Raw genomic sequence first — 17,000 nt, 5'->3', positions numbered from 1 at the left:
TTCAGTCTTTCGTGAGGTAGCCGGCGATTTCGAGGCCGTAGCCTGCTGCCATGCTTGGCATGCGGCGCGGCGTGCCCAGCAGGTTCATCTTGTGCACGCCGCATTCGCGCAGGATCTGCGCGCCGATGCCGTAGCTGCGCAGGTCCATGCGGCCGCGCTCGGGCGCTTGCGCGGGGCGCGCGGTGCCGTCGAACTGCGCGAGCAGCTCGCCGGCGGTCTCACCGCAGTTCAGCAGCACGGCCACGCCCTTGCCCTCGGCCGCGATGTGCGAGAGGCTGGCGTCCAGGCTCCACGAGTGCATCGGGCGGTTGATTTCGAGCGCGTCGAGCACCGAGAGCGGCTCGTGGACGCGCACCGACACCGTGTCTTCCGGCGCCCACTTGCCGCGCACCAGCGCGAGGTGCACGCCGCGGCTGGGCTTGTCGATGAAGGCATGGGCCGTGAAGGCGCCCCAGTTGGTCTGGATCTCGCGGCAGCCGACCTTCTCGACCAGCGATTCGACGCGGCTGCGGTGCTCGATCAGCGCGGCGATGGTGCCGATCTTGATGTCGTGCTCGGCCGCGAAGATCTGCAGGTCGGGCAGGCGGGCCATCGTGCCGTCTTCGTTCATCACCTCGCAGATCACCGAGGCGGGCGAGCAGCCGGCCATGGCGGCGAGGTCGCAGCCGGCTTCGGTATGGCCGGCGCGCATCAGTACGCCGCCGTCCACTGCCTGCAGCGGGAAGATGTGGCCCGGTTGCACCAGGTCGGCCGCTACGGCATTGGGCGCGACGGCGGCCTGCACGGTGCGGGCGCGGTCGGCGGCGGAGATGCCGGTGGTCACGCCTTCGGCCGCCTCGATGGACACGGTGAACGCGGTCGAATGCTTGGCGCCGTTGCGCTGGACCATCGGCGGCAGCTGCAGCCGCTCGCACATTTCGCGCGAGAGCGTGAGGCAGATCAGGCCGCGTGCATGGCGCGCCATGAAGTTGATGGCTTCGGGCGTGATGTGGTCGGCCGCGATGACGATGTCGCCCTCGTTCTCGCGGTCTTCCTCGTCGACCAGGATCACCATGCGGCCGGCGGCGAGCTCGGCCACGATCTCCTCGACCGGGGAGATGGGGGCAGGAGCGCGCGCGGCGCGGGAAGCGCCGATCGGCGTGACGGAGGCATTCATTCGGCTGTGTCCTTGGAATACGTGGAGGGCGGCACCAGCACGCCGGCCTGGAGCATGCGCTCCACGTAGCGCGCCACGGTATCGATTTCGAGGTTGACCTTCGAGCCGGCCTGCAGGCTGCCGAGCGAGGTGTTTTCAACGGTGTGCGGGATCAGGTTGATGCTGACTTCGGCGCCGTCGGCGATGTCTTTCACGCTGTTGACCGTGAGGCTCACGCCATTGATGGTGATCGAGCCCTTGTACGCCAGGAAGCGGGCCAGCGCCTGCGGCGCAACGATGCGCAGCTCCCAGCTCTCGCCGACGGGCTCGAAGAAGCTCACGCGGCCGATGCCGTCCACGTGGCCCGAGACGATGTGCCCGCCGAGGCGGTCGCTCGCGCGCAGCGCTTTCTCGAGGTTGATGCGGCTGCCTTCGTCGGTCAGGCCCGCGGTCTTGTCGAGGGACTCGGCTGAAATGTCGATGGTGAACTGCTGTCGCTCGGGGGCGAGCGTGGTGACGGTCATGCAGGCGCCGTTGAGCGCGATGCTGTCGCCGAGGCCGACGTCATCGAGGTAGCCGTCGGGCACCGCAATGCTGAGTCTTTTGCCGTAGGAGGAGGAGGTGCCGAGGTCGTGAATGGCGGCGATGCGCCCCACGCCGGTGATGATTCCGGTGAACATCGTCACATTTTCGCAGACATCCTGACCCCCCGGCTTTTCATGGTGCTTCGCGCCATGTAATTCGCCACCCCCCCGAGGGGGAGCCGCGGCTCGCCTTGGGGCGGCCCGGCGGCGGCCGCCTTCGTTCGGGCAGCTAGAAGGAAGCTCTTCCAGCGACCCGGGCCACGATCCGCAGGTCCGGTCCCACTCGGTCGATGGTCCGGAATTCGAGCGGTAGCGCGCCCGCCAGGTCGGCCAGCGGGCCGCCCATGTGAATGCCGGACGCCATGCCGAGGCCGTCGCCGATGAGTTTCGGCGCCAGGTACACCAGCAGTTCGTCGACCAGGCCTTCGCGCAGCAGCGAGCCATTGAGCTTGTGGCCGGCCTCGACGTGGAGTTCGTTGACCTCGCGCCGGGCGAGATCCCGCAGCATTGCCGCTAGGTCGACCTTGCCGTGCGCATTGGGCAGAAAGGTGATGGTGGCGCCGCGCGCTTCCAGGGCGGAGGCCCTTGAGCTGTCCTGGGCCGCGGCGTAGATCCAGACGGCGCGCCCGGGCAGGAAGAGCTTTGCGTCGGGCGGGGTCTGCAATTGGCTGTCGATCACCACCACATGCGGCTGGCGCGTGGTTTCAACGAGCCGCACGTCGAGCCGGGGATCGTCTTCCAGCACCGTGCCCACACCGGTCAGCGCCGCGCTTGCCCGCGCCCGCCATGCATGGCCGTCGGCACGCGCGGGCTCGGACGTGATCCATTGGCTCACGCCGTTGTGCAGGCCGGTCTTGCCATCCAGCGAGGCTGCGGCCTTGAGCCGCACCCAGGGTGTCTTGCGGACCATGCGGCTGAAAAAGCCGATGTTGAGCTCCCGCGCTTCCTCCGCGCCCGACCCCACCTCGACCTCGACGCCCGCGGCGCGCAGCCTCTCGAAGCCCTGGCCGGCGACCAGCGGGTTGGGGTCGGCGAGCGATGCAACGACCCGGCCGACGCCTGCCGCGACCAGCGCATCGCAGCACGGGCCGGTGCGGCCATGGTGGGCGCAGGGCTCGAGCGTGACGAAGGCAGTGGCGCCGGCGACCGAATGGCCCCGCGCCGCCGCATCGCGCAGTGCCATGACCTCGGCATGCGGGCCGCCGACCTGCTGGGTGCGGCCCTGGCCGATCACCGCGCCATTCGCGTCCACCAGCACGCAGCCGACGCGCGGATTCGGGTCCGTCTCCGGCCCGGCCTGGCGCGCGAGGTCCAACGCCTGGGTCATGAATTTCACAATTCTGTTTGCATTTGTCATTTTCTTGTTGAATCTAATTTATTTGGGAGTCAATTAAAAACAATTGATGCCGGTGATCCGTTGATCCGTTTATTTCGACCGTTTGTCGTTCAATGGATCATCAATGGCTCGCCAATTGAATTTCGGTCAATAGAATTTTCAAAAATCGCAATCAGGGAGAAGCGTCCGCACCAGGCCCCTTTGTGGCGAGGTGATGGACGATCAACATGAAAAACGGATTCTGCGCGTCCGTGCGGGCGCATTCCCGCCGAAGCACAACGCCACCTGGCTTCACGCTCGTCGAGATGATCGTCGTCATCGTACTGATGGCGATCCTGCTGGCCCTGGCGCTGCCCAGCTTCAACAACCTGATCGAAAAGTATCGCGTCGAGAGCATGGCCACGGCCCTGATGGCGAGCGTGAGCCACGCGCGCTCGGAGGCGGCTCGGCGTGGACTGACCGTGACCATCCGGCAGCGTGCAGAGTGCAGCGGCGCAGACTGGAGCTGCGGTTGGGAAACGGTGGTCGGCAGCGGTGCTGGGTTCGAAATCCTCCGGCGGCAAGATCCGGACACGCGCGTTGCGGTCGAGAAAAGCGCGGTCGGGCCCATGTCCTTCGACCCCATGGGCAATTCCGCGGGCGTCGCGGGCTTCTGCTTCCATCCGGCGGGAAACGCGAGTCCACCCAATGTTGCCTTGGTGCGCGTGGCGCTTGGCGGACGCGTTCAGCTGTTGAAGGGGAGCGCGTCGTGCTGAGTGTTCCGATTCGCGCGCCGCGCAAGATGAGCAGGAAGCAAGCGGGCTTCTCGATGATCGAGGCCCTGGTGGCCATCCTCGTGCTCTCGTTCGGCCTGCTCGCGCTGGCCGGCTTCCAGCTGCGCGTGCTCTCCGACAGCGTGGGCGCGAGCAACCAGAACATCGCCGCGCAACTGGCCGGCGACATGGCCGATCGCATCCGCGCCAACCTCGTGACGGGCGCCGCAACCGACAGTCCCTATGTGGCCGACTGGTCGGCGGCGAGCACCACGGCGCCCGATCCATCGTGCGCGGGGAGCCGGGCCAACTGCAGCGCTACCGAGCTTGCGGCCGACGATCTGTGGAACTGGAAACGCCGGGTGGCGAGCGCGCTGCCCGGCGGGCTGGCCAACGTGGAGGGCAACTCGACCGCCGGCGGCCTGCTGTTCATCCACATCGCCTGGAACGAGCCTGCCGCCGTCGACCTGATCGCGCCAGACCCCGATTGGAGCTGTCCGTCCGGCAAGGCCTGCCAGCAAGTCATCGTCGCGGTGCCCCAGCCATGAACAGCAACAGGGCACTCGCTACTCGCCTGCGGCAGGCTGGGTTCACGCTGGTCGAAATCCTCGTTGCGCTGATCATCGGCATGCTGGTGGTGCTGGCCGCCACGGCCAGCATGCTCGGCACGCGCAGCACCGCCATGATGGGCGAAGACGTCAACGCGCTGCACCAATCGTCGGCGCTGGCGTTCAGGCTGCTGGGCCAGCAGATCCGGCAGGCCGGCTACTTCCCGATCGATGCCATGGGGCCGGGGTACTACTTCAATGTCGACGCGGCCACGGACACCAACCTCGCGAGTGGGCAGGCCTTCTTCGCGATCAAGGGGCAGGAGGCGGCCAGCGGTTCGGTGAACGACACGCTGAAGATCGGCTATGCGCCGAACCCCGACTACTTCAAGGACTGCCTCGGCCAGGAGGCCAAGAACTCGAGGGGCGCACGGTATTTGCCCGCCAGTCCCGCAGATCCAGGGAACGTGCGCCTGATCACCAGCGAGTTCTCGGTGGTGAACGGTGCCTTGCGTTGCGAGGGCAGCGGCAACGTCAACAAGCCGCAGCCGATCGTCGACGGCGTCGAGCGCTTCGACGTCATGTACGGCATCGGTGCTGCGGGAAATGAACGGGTGGTGCGCTACGTGACGGCCACGAACGTCGGGAGCTTCGATCAGGTTCGCACGGTGCGCGTGTGCCTGCAGCTCGCAGGCACTTCCAGGAGCAACCCGGGCGGCAGCTACGTCGATTGCGATGGTTCGTCGCAGGCCAGCAGCGACGGCAGGCTGCGGCGCGTCTACACGGCGGTGTTCGCACTGCGGAATCTATGAGCACCACCACCTCAAGGCTTCGCGCATCTGCGGGACAGCGCGGGTTTTCGCTGTTCATCGTGCTCATCATGCTGCTGCTTTCGGCGCTGCTGGCGGTGGGCGGCGCGCGGATGGCCCAACTGCTCGAATCGATGGCGGGAAACCAGCGCGAATACCAGCGTGCCTTCGAAGCCGCCGAAGCCGCGCTGCTGGATGCGGAGCGCGACATCCGGCAACTGGCCTTCGACGCCACGACGCAAACCTATGTGAAGTGTTCTGCGCTCGCGGCGTCGCCCTGCCGCAAGGCAGGGGATGGCCGCGTCTTTCCCGATCGGGACACCGGCTGGGTGACTGCCTATGTGGGCCAGGGCGCCAACAGCTGCGGGCAGGGCATCTGCTACTTCGCCGGGATCGACTCCGTGAGTGCGGCTTCGGGCAGCGAGGCCTACAAGTTCTGGACTCGTGCCGCGTATTCGAACCTGCACGCGGCCTACGGCCAGTTCACGGGCGCGCCGGACGCCGGCAGCCCCGCCCTGGCCAGCGCCAGGTATTGGATCGAGGTGATCGACCGCCCGCGCAGCGGCGAGCCGCTCTACCGGATTACCGCGCTCTCCACCGGCGCGCGCACCGCGAGCACGGCCGGCGGCACGACGCGGGTCGTGTTGCAGGTGTCCTTCGACCCGGACGCGGTCAGGAAGGTGAACTGAGCATGGCGAAAAAAGAGAGATGAACATCCACACGTTTTCGAGGAACGCCGTGCTGTGCGGCCTGGTGCTGGCGCAGGCGGCCGGCCACGCCGCGCAGTATCCGCTGGCCCAGGCGCCGCGCAACACCGCGGTCAAGGAGCCGGAGCCTAACGTGATCGTGTCGGTCGACAACTCGGGCAGCATGGCATGGTCGTCGCGGGCGTCGGAAGGGAAGGAGACGTCAGCCGGAACACCCACTCGGATGGAAGCACTGAAGACGGCGCTCAGGAACAACTTCTCGGCGGCCAACATCCCCAACGACAGGATCCGCCTCTCCTGGCAGGCGATGAACAACAACAAGGACAACAGCTGCGTCGGCTTCTTCGGCGACACCGCGGCCGGCACCTACCAGGCCGGCAGGTGCCTCGTCAATGGCCGTGCCAATGCGAACCTGGTGCGTTCGCTGGACGACGGGCACCGCGCCAATTTCATGAGCTGGGTCGATGCCCTGGCGGCGGGTGGCGGAACACCCTTGCACGCCATGATGACCCGCGCCGGCGAATACATGAAGACGACAGGCCAGTTCAATCCCTATTCGGATGACCCGGGCGTGGAGGGCGCCACCCAGTCGAGTTGCCGCAGGTCCTTCCACATCTTCATGACAGACGGCGACTACAACCTGTTCGGACTCAACCCGGACCCGGCGGCGCTCAGCATGCCGGGCATCGGCAATGCGGATGGAACGGGCCGCGCCTTGCCCGATGCTGTGGCCTACGTGCCGCGCGCTCCCTACAAGGACGACGCAGGCGCGGTCAATGACAGCTTCAACTGGGCGAAGGACGCCAACGGCAACTGGAGGCCGACGGCGGAATACCGGCCCACGCTGGCCGACATGGCCTTTCACTACTGGGCCAGCGACCTGCAGCCAGGCGTGTCGAACAACCTCAAGAAGATCGTTGCCGCGGCCGGCAATGCGACTGTAGGAGCGGCGACGGTCCCAGAGTACTGGAACCCCAGGAACGATCCCGCCACCTGGCAGCACCTGACCACCTACACCATCGGCTTTGGTGCTGCGTCGTCTTGGGCGGGTGCGCCGGCCATCTCGGGCGACGCCTCGCAGCCCACCTACAGCGGAGACTACACAAGCTTGGTTGATGGTTCGATGAGCTGGTCCGACCCGTTGGCGAACACCTTGGCGACCACGTCCACGGCGGACGGCTACAACGGCTTCATGAACTGGAACTCCGGCAGCGCCTCTGGCTACTGGCATGAGAAGTCGTCCAACGCCGCCGCCGTGCGCATGGACCTCTGGCATGCCGCGCTCAACAGCCGCGGCACCTTCACGCCGGCCTCGAACGCGCAGGCACTCGGTGATGCCTTCAGGTCCATCCTGGCGCAAATCCTGCTCAACACCAGCACCTCGTTGACCTCGATCTCGGCCAGCAGTTCCAGGGCGTCGACCGCCACGGCCGTCTATCAGGCCGGCTACGACACGGCCGACTGGTCGGGCAAGCTGACGGCCACGCGGTTCGGCAGCAACGGCAAGCTGGCCGCCACGCCCGCGTGGTCGGCGCGCGAGCTGCTCGATATGCGTATGGCAACGGCAGGCGCGTACGACAGCAATCGCAAGGTGCTGAGCTTCTCGGGCACCGCCGCGGCCGCGGCCACCCATGCCGCGGCCACCGGTTCCGGTGTGCCGTTCCGATGGACCAGCCTGAGCGACGTGCAGAAGGCGGCGCTCCAGGGGAGCACCGACACCGCGAGCAGCGCGCTCGGCCAGGGCGTCCTCAACTTCCTGCGCGGCGACCGCAGCAACGAGGGCACCGGCCTGGGCTTGCGCACGCGCACCCACGTGCTGGGCGACATCGTCGGCTCCAGCGTCACGTACGCGGGGCAGCCCCGCAGCGGCTTCACGCATGACGGCTACGCCACGTTCGCTTCGACCATCGCCCGCGCGCCGATGGTCTACGTCGGCGCCAACGACGGCATGCTGCACGCCTTCAATGCCGGCACCGGCGAGGAGGCGTTCGCCTATGTACCCGAAGGCCTCTACGGCACGGCGGCGGCGCCCCAGCTCAAGAAGCTCAGCGAGAGCACCTACTCGCACAGGTACTACGTCGATGGCAGTCCCTTCGTGGCCGACATCTACATGGGTTCGACTGCCAACGCCACGGCCACCAATACCGAGAAGGCGGCGCTGTGGAGGTCCTACCTCGTGGGCACGCTGGGGGCAGGCGGCAAGGGCTACTTCGTGCTCGATGTCACCAAGCCAGAGAACATCGACGAGACCAACGCCGCCCGCGTGGCCGTGCTCGACACGACCGCGCTCGCCGACGACGACCTCGGGCACCAGTTCCAGCAACCCACGCTCGACTCTTTTTCCAGGCGCGCGCTGCAGGTGGCACCGCTCAACAACGGCCGCAGGGCCCTGATTCTGGGCAACGGCTACAACAGCGCGAGCGAGAAGGCGGTGCTGTGGATCCAGTATCTGGACGGCGACAAGTCCGTGCTGAAGATCTACGCGCCCGCAACGCAGGTTGCCGGCACCGGTAACGGGCTGTCCGCTCCGCAGGTGGTGGACCGCAACGGCGACGGCAAGGTCGACTACGTCTATGCCGGCGACCTGCTCGGCAAGCTCTGGAAGTTCGACCTGAGCCCTGCCGACAGCAGCAAGTGGAAGGCCACCCTGGGCTCCGGCGCCACCGCATCGAGCCTGGACAATGCGCCGCTGTTCGCCGCCGGCGCCACGCAGCCGATCACGGCCGCGCCCGTGGTTGTCGACCATCCGCGCGGCGGCTACATGGTGGTGTTCGGCACCGGCCGGCTGTTTGCCTCCGGCGACGAAAGCAGCACCGCCCAACAATACTTGTACGGCGTCTGGGACCGCGCCAACGGCAGCACGGGAACCGCGGCGCTGACCGACCTGGTGGCGCAGACCATCGGCGCCGGCACGGTGAAAGAAGGCGACGTGGAATTCCGCACCGCGTCGAGCAACAGCGTGAGCTACAGCGGCTCGGGCGGCAAGCGCGGCTGGTACCTGCAACTGGGGACCGCCGGGGAGCGCATCGTCTATCCGGGCGACGCGCTGAGCGGCAGCGCGGGCCTGTTCTCGAGCACCGTCCCCGGCTCCGCCAGCAATTCGTTCGACTGCGCGCCGGGCACCAGCGACGACGGCTGGTCGATGGTGATCGATTTCTTCAGCGGCGCCGTCCCCGACGGCATCGCCTACAACGGGTCCACCAGCGCGCTGGGCAGCTATCTCGGCTTCCGGAACCATTCAGGTCGGGACGACATTGTCTTTCGGCCGCAGAGCGCCGAGGAAAAAGGCAAGCACGTGATCTGCAATGCGGCTGGCGACTGCAACGAGACCGAACTGCCCCAAGCCGTGCGCCGCTTCGGCTGGCGCAACCTGATCTCCTCGAATTGAAACGCAGCGGACCCTCGTCATGAACAAATACCTCGAAGCGCAGACCCGGGCACGGATTCGCCCGCGCGGCTTCACGCTGGTCGAACTCATGATCGTGACGGCGGTGATTGCCATCCTGGCCGCGATCGCTTATCCGAGCTACACGCGCTACGTGCTGCGGGCCAAGCGGGCCGATGCCAAGCAGCAACTGCTACAGGCGGCGCAATGGACCGAGCGCTACCTGACGGCCAATGGGCAATATCCCCCTGCAACCGTTGCACTGCCGGCCGGGCTGCAGCAGGCGCCATCATCCGGCACGGCGAACTACGCCATCAGCTATGCGGCAAGGGATGCAACCACCTACACCCTGCGCGCCGTGCCGCAGGGCACATCGGCCTCCGACGAGTGCGGAACGCTCACGGTGAACCAGCAGGGCGTCAAGCTGGCCGCGGGCCAGACCAGCGCTTCGAATGCGCTGGTGCAGGCTTGCTGGAACCGCTGAGCCGGCCGCCGCGCTCGGGCTTCTCAGATGTCCCGCAGCAGTTGCCTGAACTCGTCCACGTCCTCGAAGCTGCGGTACACCGAGGCAAAGCGCACATAGGCGACCTTGTCGAGCTTCTTGAGTTCGCGCATGACGAGTTCACCAACCTTGGTCGAGTCGATTTCGCGCAGGCCGCTGGCCAGCAGCTTCTGTTCGATGCGCAGCAGGGCGTTGTCGATCTGCTCGATGCTCACGGGGCGCTTGCGCAGTGCCAGCATCATCGAGGCGCGCACCTTGGTCGAGTCGAAGTCGGCGCGGCTGCCGTCCTTCTTGACCACGACCGGAAAGTTGACGTCGGGCCGCTCGTAGGTGGTGAAGCGCTTGTCGCAGGCGCTGCACTGGCGGCGCCTGCGGACGAAGTCGGCGTCTTCCGAAACGCGGGTCTCGACGACCTGCGTTTCAAGATGACCGCAAAAAGGGCATTTCATGCGGTCAGGTCTTCCGGGTGATCAGCGGTAGACGGGGAAGCGGCTCGTCAGCGCGTGCACCTTGGCGCGGACGGCGTCGATGTTCGCTGTGTCGCGCGGGTTCTCGAGCACGTCGGCCACCAGGTTCGCGGTGATGCGGGCTTCTTCGTCCTTGAAGCCGCGGGTGGTCATGGCGGGGGTGCCGATGCGCACGCCGCTGGTGACCATCGGCTTTTCCGGGTCGTTGGGGATCGCGTTCTTGTTGATCGTCATGTGGGCGCTGCCCAGCACGGCTTCGGCTTCCTTGCCGGTGATGCCCTTGGCGCGCAGGTCGACCAGCATCACGTGGCTTTCGGTGCGTCCGCTCACGATGCGCAGGCCACGCTCGGTGAGGGTGTCGGCCACGATCTGGGCGTTTCTGACCACCTGTTGCTGGTAGGCCTTGAACTCGGGCGCCATGGCTTCCTTGAACGCGACGGCCTTGGCGGCGATCACGTGCATCAGCGGGCCGCCTTGCAGGCCCGGGAAGATCGCGCTGTTGATGGCCTTCTCGTGCTGCGACTTCATCAGGATGATGCCGCCGCGCGGGCCGCGCAGGCTCTTGTGGGTGGTGGAGGTGACGACGTCGGCGTGCGGCACCGGGTTGGGGTACACGCCCGCAGCCACGAGGCCGGCGTAGTGGGCGATGTCGACCATGAAGATCGCGCCCACGTCCTTGGCCACCTTGGCGAAGCGCTCGAAATCGATGCGCAGCGAATAGGCCGAGGCGCCAGCGATGATCAGCTTGGGCATGTGCTCATGCGCCTTGCGTTCCATTGCGTCGTAGTCGATGGCTTCGTTGGCGTCCAGGCCGTAGCTCACGACGTTGAACCACTTGCCGCTCATGTTGAGAGGCATGCCGTGGGTCAGGTGGCCGCCTTCGGCCAGGCTCATGCCCATGATGGTGTCGCCGGGCTTCAGGAAAGCGAGCATCACGGCTTCGTTTGCCGAAGCGCCGCAATGCGGCTGCACGTTGGCGGCATCGGCGCCGAAGATCTGCTTGACGCGGTCGATGGCCAACTGCTCGGCCACGTCAACGTGCTCGCAGCCGCCGTAGTAGCGCTTGCCCGGGTAGCCTTCGGCGTATTTGTTGGTGAGCTGCGAGCCTTGAGCGGCCATGACGGCCGGCGAAGCGTAGTTCTCGCTGGCGATCAGCTCGATGTGGTGTTCCTGGCGCGCGTTTTCGGCTTGAATCGCAGCCCAGATCTCGGGATCGGTCTGTTCGACCAGGATATTGCGTTGGTACATGGCAGTCCTTTGAAGACGAGGTCCTTGTTCTTCAACCAAACAAGGGCTGCCCAGGCGAACGGCTGAACGCCTGTGGTGCCAGGCGGTACGCTTCCCAGTGGTATTCCACGTCAGCGCGTGGCACCTTGTTCGGATGCTGCGCCTATCGCCAGTTGCGTACGGGGCCGAGTGTAGCTCACACCCGGCCGGCCTGGCCTCAGGAAACGGCGGAAAGCAGGGCGACCTTTGCGGGTCCGGTGCCTTCTTCGGACTTGATCGGTGCCGGTGCCGGCGTCACCACGGGGATCGGCTGCGCGCGGACGGTCGTGCGGGGTGGCAGTACCGAGGGTGCGCGGCCGTTGGCGACCTGCAGCAGGCGCTCGTGTTCGGCCATGACCTTGCTGGCATAGCCGCCGTCGTCTTCCAGGTTGGCCGCGCCCACGTAGTAGCGCAGGCCCCCTTCGAGCGAGCCGGCGCGGGCGATGCATTCCTGCAGCACTTTCACGCCGACGCGCATGTTGGTCACCGGGTCGAACGCGGTGAGCGTGCCGCCCGCGCTTTCGTACTTGTCGCCGTGCACGCGGGTCATGACCTGCATCAGGCCCTGGGCGCCGACATGGCTCTGGGCAAAGGGATTGAAACTGGATTCCACGGCCATGATGGCCAGGATCAGCGTCGGGTCGAGCTTGGTGCGCTTGCCGATGCTGTACGCCTCGGACACCAGCACACTCAGCGGCTCGGCCGCGACGCTGTACTTCTTGCTGAGCCAGTAAGCCACCGCTGCCTGCTGCTTGGGCAGGTCGCCGGGGCTCGCGGCCGTGGTGCGCACGATGGCGGTCGGCTCGAGGTCGGTGACTTCAGGCGCGGGCTTGCGCGACTGCAGCCAGCCCATCAGTTGCTCCTCGCCGGTCTGGCGCAGATCGGGCCGCGCCACGAGGGCGAGGGCCGCGAACACGATGGCCAGGCCGACCAGTGCAAACCCGTTGTGGGTGATTTCAAAAAAGCCGTCTGCCACGTCGGACACGAAGGTCCGTAGCCCGCGGGCTGTGGCATCGAACGCCTTGTTCATCGCTCTTCCTTTCTGTGCGGCACCCGAGTCGCAGCGCCATGGAAGGCGATGGATGAAGGCAACGGCGCTTGGATTGGTACGAATCAGGCTCCGCGCATGGAGTGAAGGGGGTTGAGGGCGCGGCGACCTGATCAAGCCGGGGGAATTCGGCAGCGGATTCAGGGAGGCTCTGCTGCATCGGGGCAGTCGGAGCAGGGCGGATTCTAGCGTGGCTAAATACCCGGTCAAGCATAAGAAATTGTTTCTTTATGCTAATAAATGGTTAAAAAATCGACTGGCAAGAGGTGTTTAGGCTTACGGGAAACCCCTTGGCAAAACGCGTTTGCAATCCGAGGGTGCGACGCCTAATCTGGACGGGCCTGAGTTTTCAGGTGTTTTCCGAGGTCCGGCAGCCCGAGGTGCAAGTCAAGGGCTCAGCGGCCGAGGATCCATGGTGGCAATCTCTTGCTGCCAGCACGGCAGGAACCATTGACTTCCGGTCGCGCGAATCGATGGCATGGGTTTTGGGCCCGCCATCAAGCCCGGCAACAAGACAATTCCGTCGCGTTGCCGGGCTTTCTTGCTTCTGGATTGGCCATCCGTTTGCGGCACACTCCCTTGATGGACTTTGCTTCGATCAAACAAAACAAATGGGTGCGGCGTGGGGTCGTCGCGGTGTTGGTTCTGCTGGCCTTCTGGGCCATCGCCTGGCTGGCAGTGCCGCCGATCGCCAAAAGCCAGCTCCAGAAGATCGCGAGCGAGAAGCTCGGGCGCCAGGTAACAGTAGGAAAGATCGATTTCAAACCCTGGACGCTCGAACTCGCGCTGAGCGATCTGCGCATTGCCACCGCCGACGGCAGCAAGCCGCAGGTGGCCATCAACCGCATCTACGCCGATGCCGAATTGCAGTCGCTCCTGCGCCTTGCGCCGGTGATCGACGCGGTCACCATCGACGGCCCCGCCATCTTGCTCACGCACCTGACCGACGGCAAATACGACATCGACGACATCCTGGCCAAGCTCTCGGCCGGCCCACCGCCCGATCCGAACGCCAAGCCCGCGCGCTTTGCCATCTACAACATCGCGATCAACGGCGGCTCGGTCGATTTCGACGACCAGACGGTCAAGCGCAAGCACGAACTGCGCGACTTCGTGCTCAAGGTGCCGTTCCTGAGCAACCTCGATTCCAAGCGCGACATCAACACCGAGCCCAAGCTGGCCTTCGCGCTCAATGGTGGAAAGTTCGACTCGGCCGCCTTCACCACGCCCTTCGCCAACAACCGCAAGACCGACGCCCACGTGCAGTTCAAGGGGCTCGACCTGGTGCCGTACCTCGGCTACATCCCCGGCGGCCTGCCGGTGCGCCTGCAGGCGGGCAGCCTCGACGCCGACCTGAAGATCGGCTTCGAACAAGCGGAGACCACCGGCCTGAGGATCACCGGCACGGTCGAGGCTCACACCGCCAAGGTGGCCGATGCGCGCGGCCGCGACCTGCTGGCCTTCGATTCGCTCAAGCTGGCGCTGGCCGACGTGCGCCCGCTGGAATCGGTGTTCCATCTGAGCGAAGTCGCGCTGGTCAAGCCGCAGCTGGCGGTGGCGCGCGATGCGGCCGGCAAGCTCAATCTGCTGGCCACCGATCCATCCACTGGCGCGACCGAGAAGGCGGCGCCGCTGCCGGCCGCCGCGGCGAGCGCTCCGGCCGGCAAGCCGGCGCAAAAGCCGGCCTTGAAAGTGCAGGTCGACAAGCTGGCGCTGGACGGCGGGCGCATCGGCTGGCGCGATGAAACCACCAATCCGGCCGCGGCCGTCGACCTGACCGACCTGGGCATCGACGTCACGGGCGTCGCCTGGCCGATGGAAAAGCCGGCCGCATTCAACGGCAGCACGTCCATTGCCGGCGCCTCGCTCAAGTTCAAGGGCAGCGCCACCGACAAGGTGGCCGACGTGCAGACCGAGGTCGACGCACTGCCGCTGTCGCTGGCCGCGCCTTATCTGGCACAAAGCCTGGAGCCCACGCTGGACGGCAAGCTCAGCGGGCAGATCGACATCGCCTGGGCCCAGCCCGACTTGAAATTCAAGGCGCGCCGCCTGTCCGCCGATGGGCTCGCGCTGACCCAGGCCAAGACCGCGCTGGCGAGCGTCGGCCGCTTCGAGCTGGTCGATGCCGAGGCCGACATGACGAAGCACACATTGAACGTGGCCTCGTTCACCGCGACCAACCCCAAGGTGCGCGTCGAGCGCGACAGCGAGAAGCGCTGGATGTTCGAGCGCTGGCTCAAGACGCCGGCCGGCGGCGGCGCCAAGGAGGCCGAAGCCAAGGTCGCTGCGCCCAAGCCCGCAGGCGCCGAGACGCCGAAACCGGGCGCCAACACCAAGCCCTGGGCGCTGACCATCGGTACGCTGGCGATCGACAACGGTGCGCTTTCCTATGCGGACAAGGCCGGCGTCACCCCGGTGGCCGTCGAAGTCACTGCCTTCAAGCTTCAGGCCCAGAAGATCGCACCTGAAACCAATACGGCGTCGCCGCTGGAAGTCTCGGGCCGCATCGGCTCCGGGCGCTCCGAGCCGGGCCGCTTCGACTACAAGGGCAACGTGGTGCTCAAACCGCTCGCGGCCGAAGGCCGGCTCGAGGTGGCGTCGTTCCCCGCGCATACCTTCAAGGCCTACTACGCGGACGCGCTCAACGTCGACATCCGGCGCGCCTTCGCGAGCTACCGCGGCACGGTGCGCTATGCGACGTCGCCGGCGGGCATGAGCCTGAAGCTGGCCGGCGACACCGCGCTCGACGACTTCCGCGCCAACAGTGTCTCCCTCACGCAGTCGCCCGGTTTCGACCGCAACACCAACCAGTTGCTGAGCTGGAAGACCCTGAGCCTGCGTGGCCTGCAGGTCAGCATGGCGCCCAACGCCCCGCCGAACGTGGACGTGCGCGAAACCACGCTGACCGACTTCTTCGCCCGCGTGATCGTCGACCCGACCGGCCGGCTCAACCTGTCGAGCCTGACCAAGAAGGGCGAGGCCGAGGCGAACGCGGCTGCGGCGGCGGCCGGCGAGGCCAGTACCCGCAAGGGCCCGGGCGGAACCTCCACCACCACGGCCCGGGCATCCGCGCAGAAACCCGCGGGAGGGGCGCCGGTGTCGGCCGAGGAGATGGTCGGCGGCGCACCTCCATCCTCCAAGCCAGTGGCGACCGCAGCAGCGCCCGCTCCGGCGGCCGACGCGGGCCCCGCGCCCATCATCAACTTCGGCCCGATGAGCCTGGTCAACGGCAAGATCGACTTCACCGACCTGTTCGTCAAGCCCAACTACTCGGCCGACCTCAGCGAGCTGACAGGCAAGCTCAGTTCGTTCTCGTCGAACCCGCCCAAGGGCGAGGGCGGCCGCCCCGCGCTGGCAGACCTCGAACTGCGCGGCAAGGCGCAGCAGACTGCGGCGCTGGAAATCACCGGCAAGCTCAACCCGCTGGCCAAGCCGCTCGAACTCGACGTCACCGCCAAGATGCGCGACCTCGACCTCGCTCCGCTGTCGCCGTACTCGGTGCGCTACGCCGGCCACGGCATCGAGCGCGGCAAGATGAGCATGGACGTCAACTACAAGGTTGCGCCGGACGGGCAACTGACGGCCACCAACAAGCTGGTGCTCAACCAGCTGCAGTTCGGCGACGAAGTGGCAGGCTCCACCAGCAGCCTGCCGGTCAAGCTGGCCGTGGCGCTGCTGGCCGACCGCAACGGCGTGATCGACGTCGACCTGCCGCTCAGCGGGTCGCTCAACGATCCGCAGTTCAGCGTCGGTCCGTTGATCTGGAAGGCCGTGGTCAACCTGATCGCCAAGGCCGCGACGGCGCCGTTCCGCCTGCTTACAGGCGGCCTCGGCGGCGGCAGCGACGAATCGAGCGCCATTACTTTCGAGCCCGGCAGTTCGGAACTCGGCGTCACTGCCAAGGAGGGCCTCGACAAGGTCGCCAAGGCGCTGACCGACCGGCCCACGCTGCAGATGACGGTGGTCGGCACCTCCAGCCTCGAGAAGGAGCGCGACGCCTACCAGCGCCAGCGCGTGCGCCAACTCGCCTACGCCGAGAAGCGCCGGGTCGCCGTGCGCGGCGGGGAGACCGGCACCGAGGTGCCGCCCGTCACCGATGCCGAATACCCCGCGCTGCTGACCGCCGTGTACAAGCGCGCTGACATCACCAAGCCGCGCAACCTCGTCGGCCTGGCGAAAGACCTTCCGGTTCCGGACATGGAGAAGCTGCTGTTCGCCAGCGTGCCGGTCGACGAAGAGTCGATGCGCCAGCTCGCGGTCGAACGCGGCGCGGCCGTGCGCGACTACCTGCTCGCGAAGAAGCTGCCCAGCGAGCGCCTGTTCCTGGGCGCCGTGCGCACCAGCGCCAGCGGCGGCGACTGGAAGCCGGGCGCCGAGCTCAGCCTGACCATGAGGTGAGGCGCGGCGATCCGTCCACGGGACTTGGTTTTTTTCTTCAGCTTGCTATATATGTAGTTCGTT

Annotated in this window: 13 protein-coding genes and 1 riboswitch; of the genes, 7 read left to right on the top strand and 6 right to left on the bottom strand. The window is 66.6% G+C overall.

Features of this window, described 5'->3' with window-relative positions:
- Position 1 precedes the first annotated feature (1 nt).
- From ribBA to ribD, 3 genes are all read right to left on the bottom strand, one after another.
- Positions 2-1,156, bottom strand: coding sequence for a bifunctional 3,4-dihydroxy-2-butanone-4-phosphate synthase/GTP cyclohydrolase II (gene ribBA, locus ASC92_RS20430; protein ID WP_056519056.1), 1,155 nt, complete (start codon positions 1,154-1,156; stop codon positions 2-4).
- The gene (locus ASC92_RS20425; RefSeq protein ID WP_056519054.1) at positions 1,153-1,815 is read right to left on the bottom strand and encodes a riboflavin synthase; all 663 of its coding nucleotides are present in this window, start codon (positions 1,813-1,815) and stop codon (positions 1,153-1,155) included. Before ASC92_RS20425 ends, ribBA begins: the two co-directional genes overlap by 4 nt.
- A gap of 133 nt (positions 1,816-1,948) precedes the next feature.
- Positions 1,949-3,076: a bifunctional diaminohydroxyphosphoribosylaminopyrimidine deaminase/5-amino-6-(5-phosphoribosylamino)uracil reductase RibD gene (ribD, locus tag ASC92_RS20420; RefSeq protein ID WP_056519052.1), complete on the bottom strand. Its 1,128-nt coding sequence runs from the start codon at positions 3,074-3,076 to the stop codon at positions 1,949-1,951.
- Between the two features lie 206 nt (positions 3,077-3,282).
- Between ribD and ASC92_RS20415 the strand changes: the two genes are divergently transcribed.
- From ASC92_RS20415 to ASC92_RS20390, 6 genes are read left to right on the top strand one after another with little or no spacing between them, the layout of a single operon-like run.
- Positions 3,283-3,810: a GspH/FimT family pseudopilin gene (locus tag ASC92_RS20415; RefSeq protein ID WP_082519645.1), complete on the top strand. Its 528-nt coding sequence runs from the start codon at positions 3,283-3,285 to the stop codon at positions 3,808-3,810.
- Between the two features lie 26 nt (positions 3,811-3,836).
- Positions 3,837-4,355, top strand: coding sequence for a type IV pilus modification protein PilV (gene pilV, locus ASC92_RS20410; RefSeq protein ID WP_056519174.1), 519 nt, complete (start codon positions 3,837-3,839; stop codon positions 4,353-4,355).
- On the top strand, positions 4,352-5,167 hold the full coding sequence (locus ASC92_RS20405) for a PilW family protein (protein WP_056519050.1): 816 nt from the start codon (positions 4,352-4,354) through the stop codon (positions 5,165-5,167). The genes pilV and ASC92_RS20405 overlap by 4 nt, the downstream gene beginning before the upstream one ends.
- Positions 5,164-5,853, top strand: coding sequence for a PilX N-terminal domain-containing pilus assembly protein (locus ASC92_RS20400; protein WP_056519049.1), 690 nt, complete (start codon positions 5,164-5,166; stop codon positions 5,851-5,853). Before ASC92_RS20405 ends, ASC92_RS20400 begins: the two co-directional genes overlap by 4 nt.
- A gap of 19 nt (positions 5,854-5,872) precedes the next feature.
- Positions 5,873-9,259: a pilus assembly protein gene (locus ASC92_RS20395; RefSeq protein ID WP_235505904.1), complete on the top strand. Its 3,387-nt coding sequence runs from the start codon at positions 5,873-5,875 to the stop codon at positions 9,257-9,259.
- A gap of 19 nt (positions 9,260-9,278) precedes the next feature.
- Positions 9,279-9,740 carry a type IV pilin protein gene (locus tag ASC92_RS20390; protein WP_056519047.1) on the top strand — a complete coding sequence of 154 codons (462 nt, stop codon included), beginning with the start codon at positions 9,279-9,281 and terminating at the stop codon, positions 9,738-9,740.
- 23 nt (positions 9,741-9,763) lie between these two features.
- Here the strand turns inward: ASC92_RS20390 and nrdR are convergent, their stop codons facing one another.
- The 3 genes from nrdR to ASC92_RS20375 all read right to left on the bottom strand — a co-directional run bounded on the left by nrdR (position 9,764) and on the right by ASC92_RS20375 (position 12,521).
- The gene (gene nrdR, locus ASC92_RS20385) at positions 9,764-10,207 is read right to left on the bottom strand and encodes a transcriptional regulator NrdR (RefSeq protein WP_007836918.1); all 444 of its coding nucleotides are present in this window, start codon (positions 10,205-10,207) and stop codon (positions 9,764-9,766) included.
- A gap of 21 nt (positions 10,208-10,228) precedes the next feature.
- A complete protein-coding gene (gene glyA, locus ASC92_RS20380; protein ID WP_056519046.1) occupies positions 10,229-11,473 on the bottom strand; it encodes a serine hydroxymethyltransferase in 1,245 nt (414 codons plus the stop codon).
- Between the two features lie 41 nt (positions 11,474-11,514).
- Positions 11,515-11,639, bottom strand: a riboswitch (ZMP/ZTP riboswitch).
- A 30-nt stretch (positions 11,640-11,669) separates the two neighbouring features.
- Positions 11,670-12,521, bottom strand: coding sequence for a lytic transglycosylase domain-containing protein (locus ASC92_RS20375; protein WP_056519044.1), 852 nt, complete (start codon positions 12,519-12,521; stop codon positions 11,670-11,672).
- Positions 12,522-13,121: 600 nt separating this feature from the next.
- Between ASC92_RS20375 and ASC92_RS20370 the strand changes: the two genes are divergently transcribed.
- Positions 13,122-16,937, top strand: coding sequence for a DUF748 domain-containing protein (locus tag ASC92_RS20370; RefSeq protein ID WP_056519042.1), 3,816 nt, complete (start codon positions 13,122-13,124; stop codon positions 16,935-16,937).
- The last annotated feature ends 63 nt before the right edge of the window (positions 16,938-17,000 follow it).

The sequence above is a fragment of the Variovorax sp. Root411 genome (assembly GCF_001425205.1).
GTDB lineage: Bacteria > Pseudomonadota > Gammaproteobacteria > Burkholderiales > Burkholderiaceae_C > Variovorax.
This window is presented reverse-complemented; position numbering and strand designations above follow the sequence as displayed.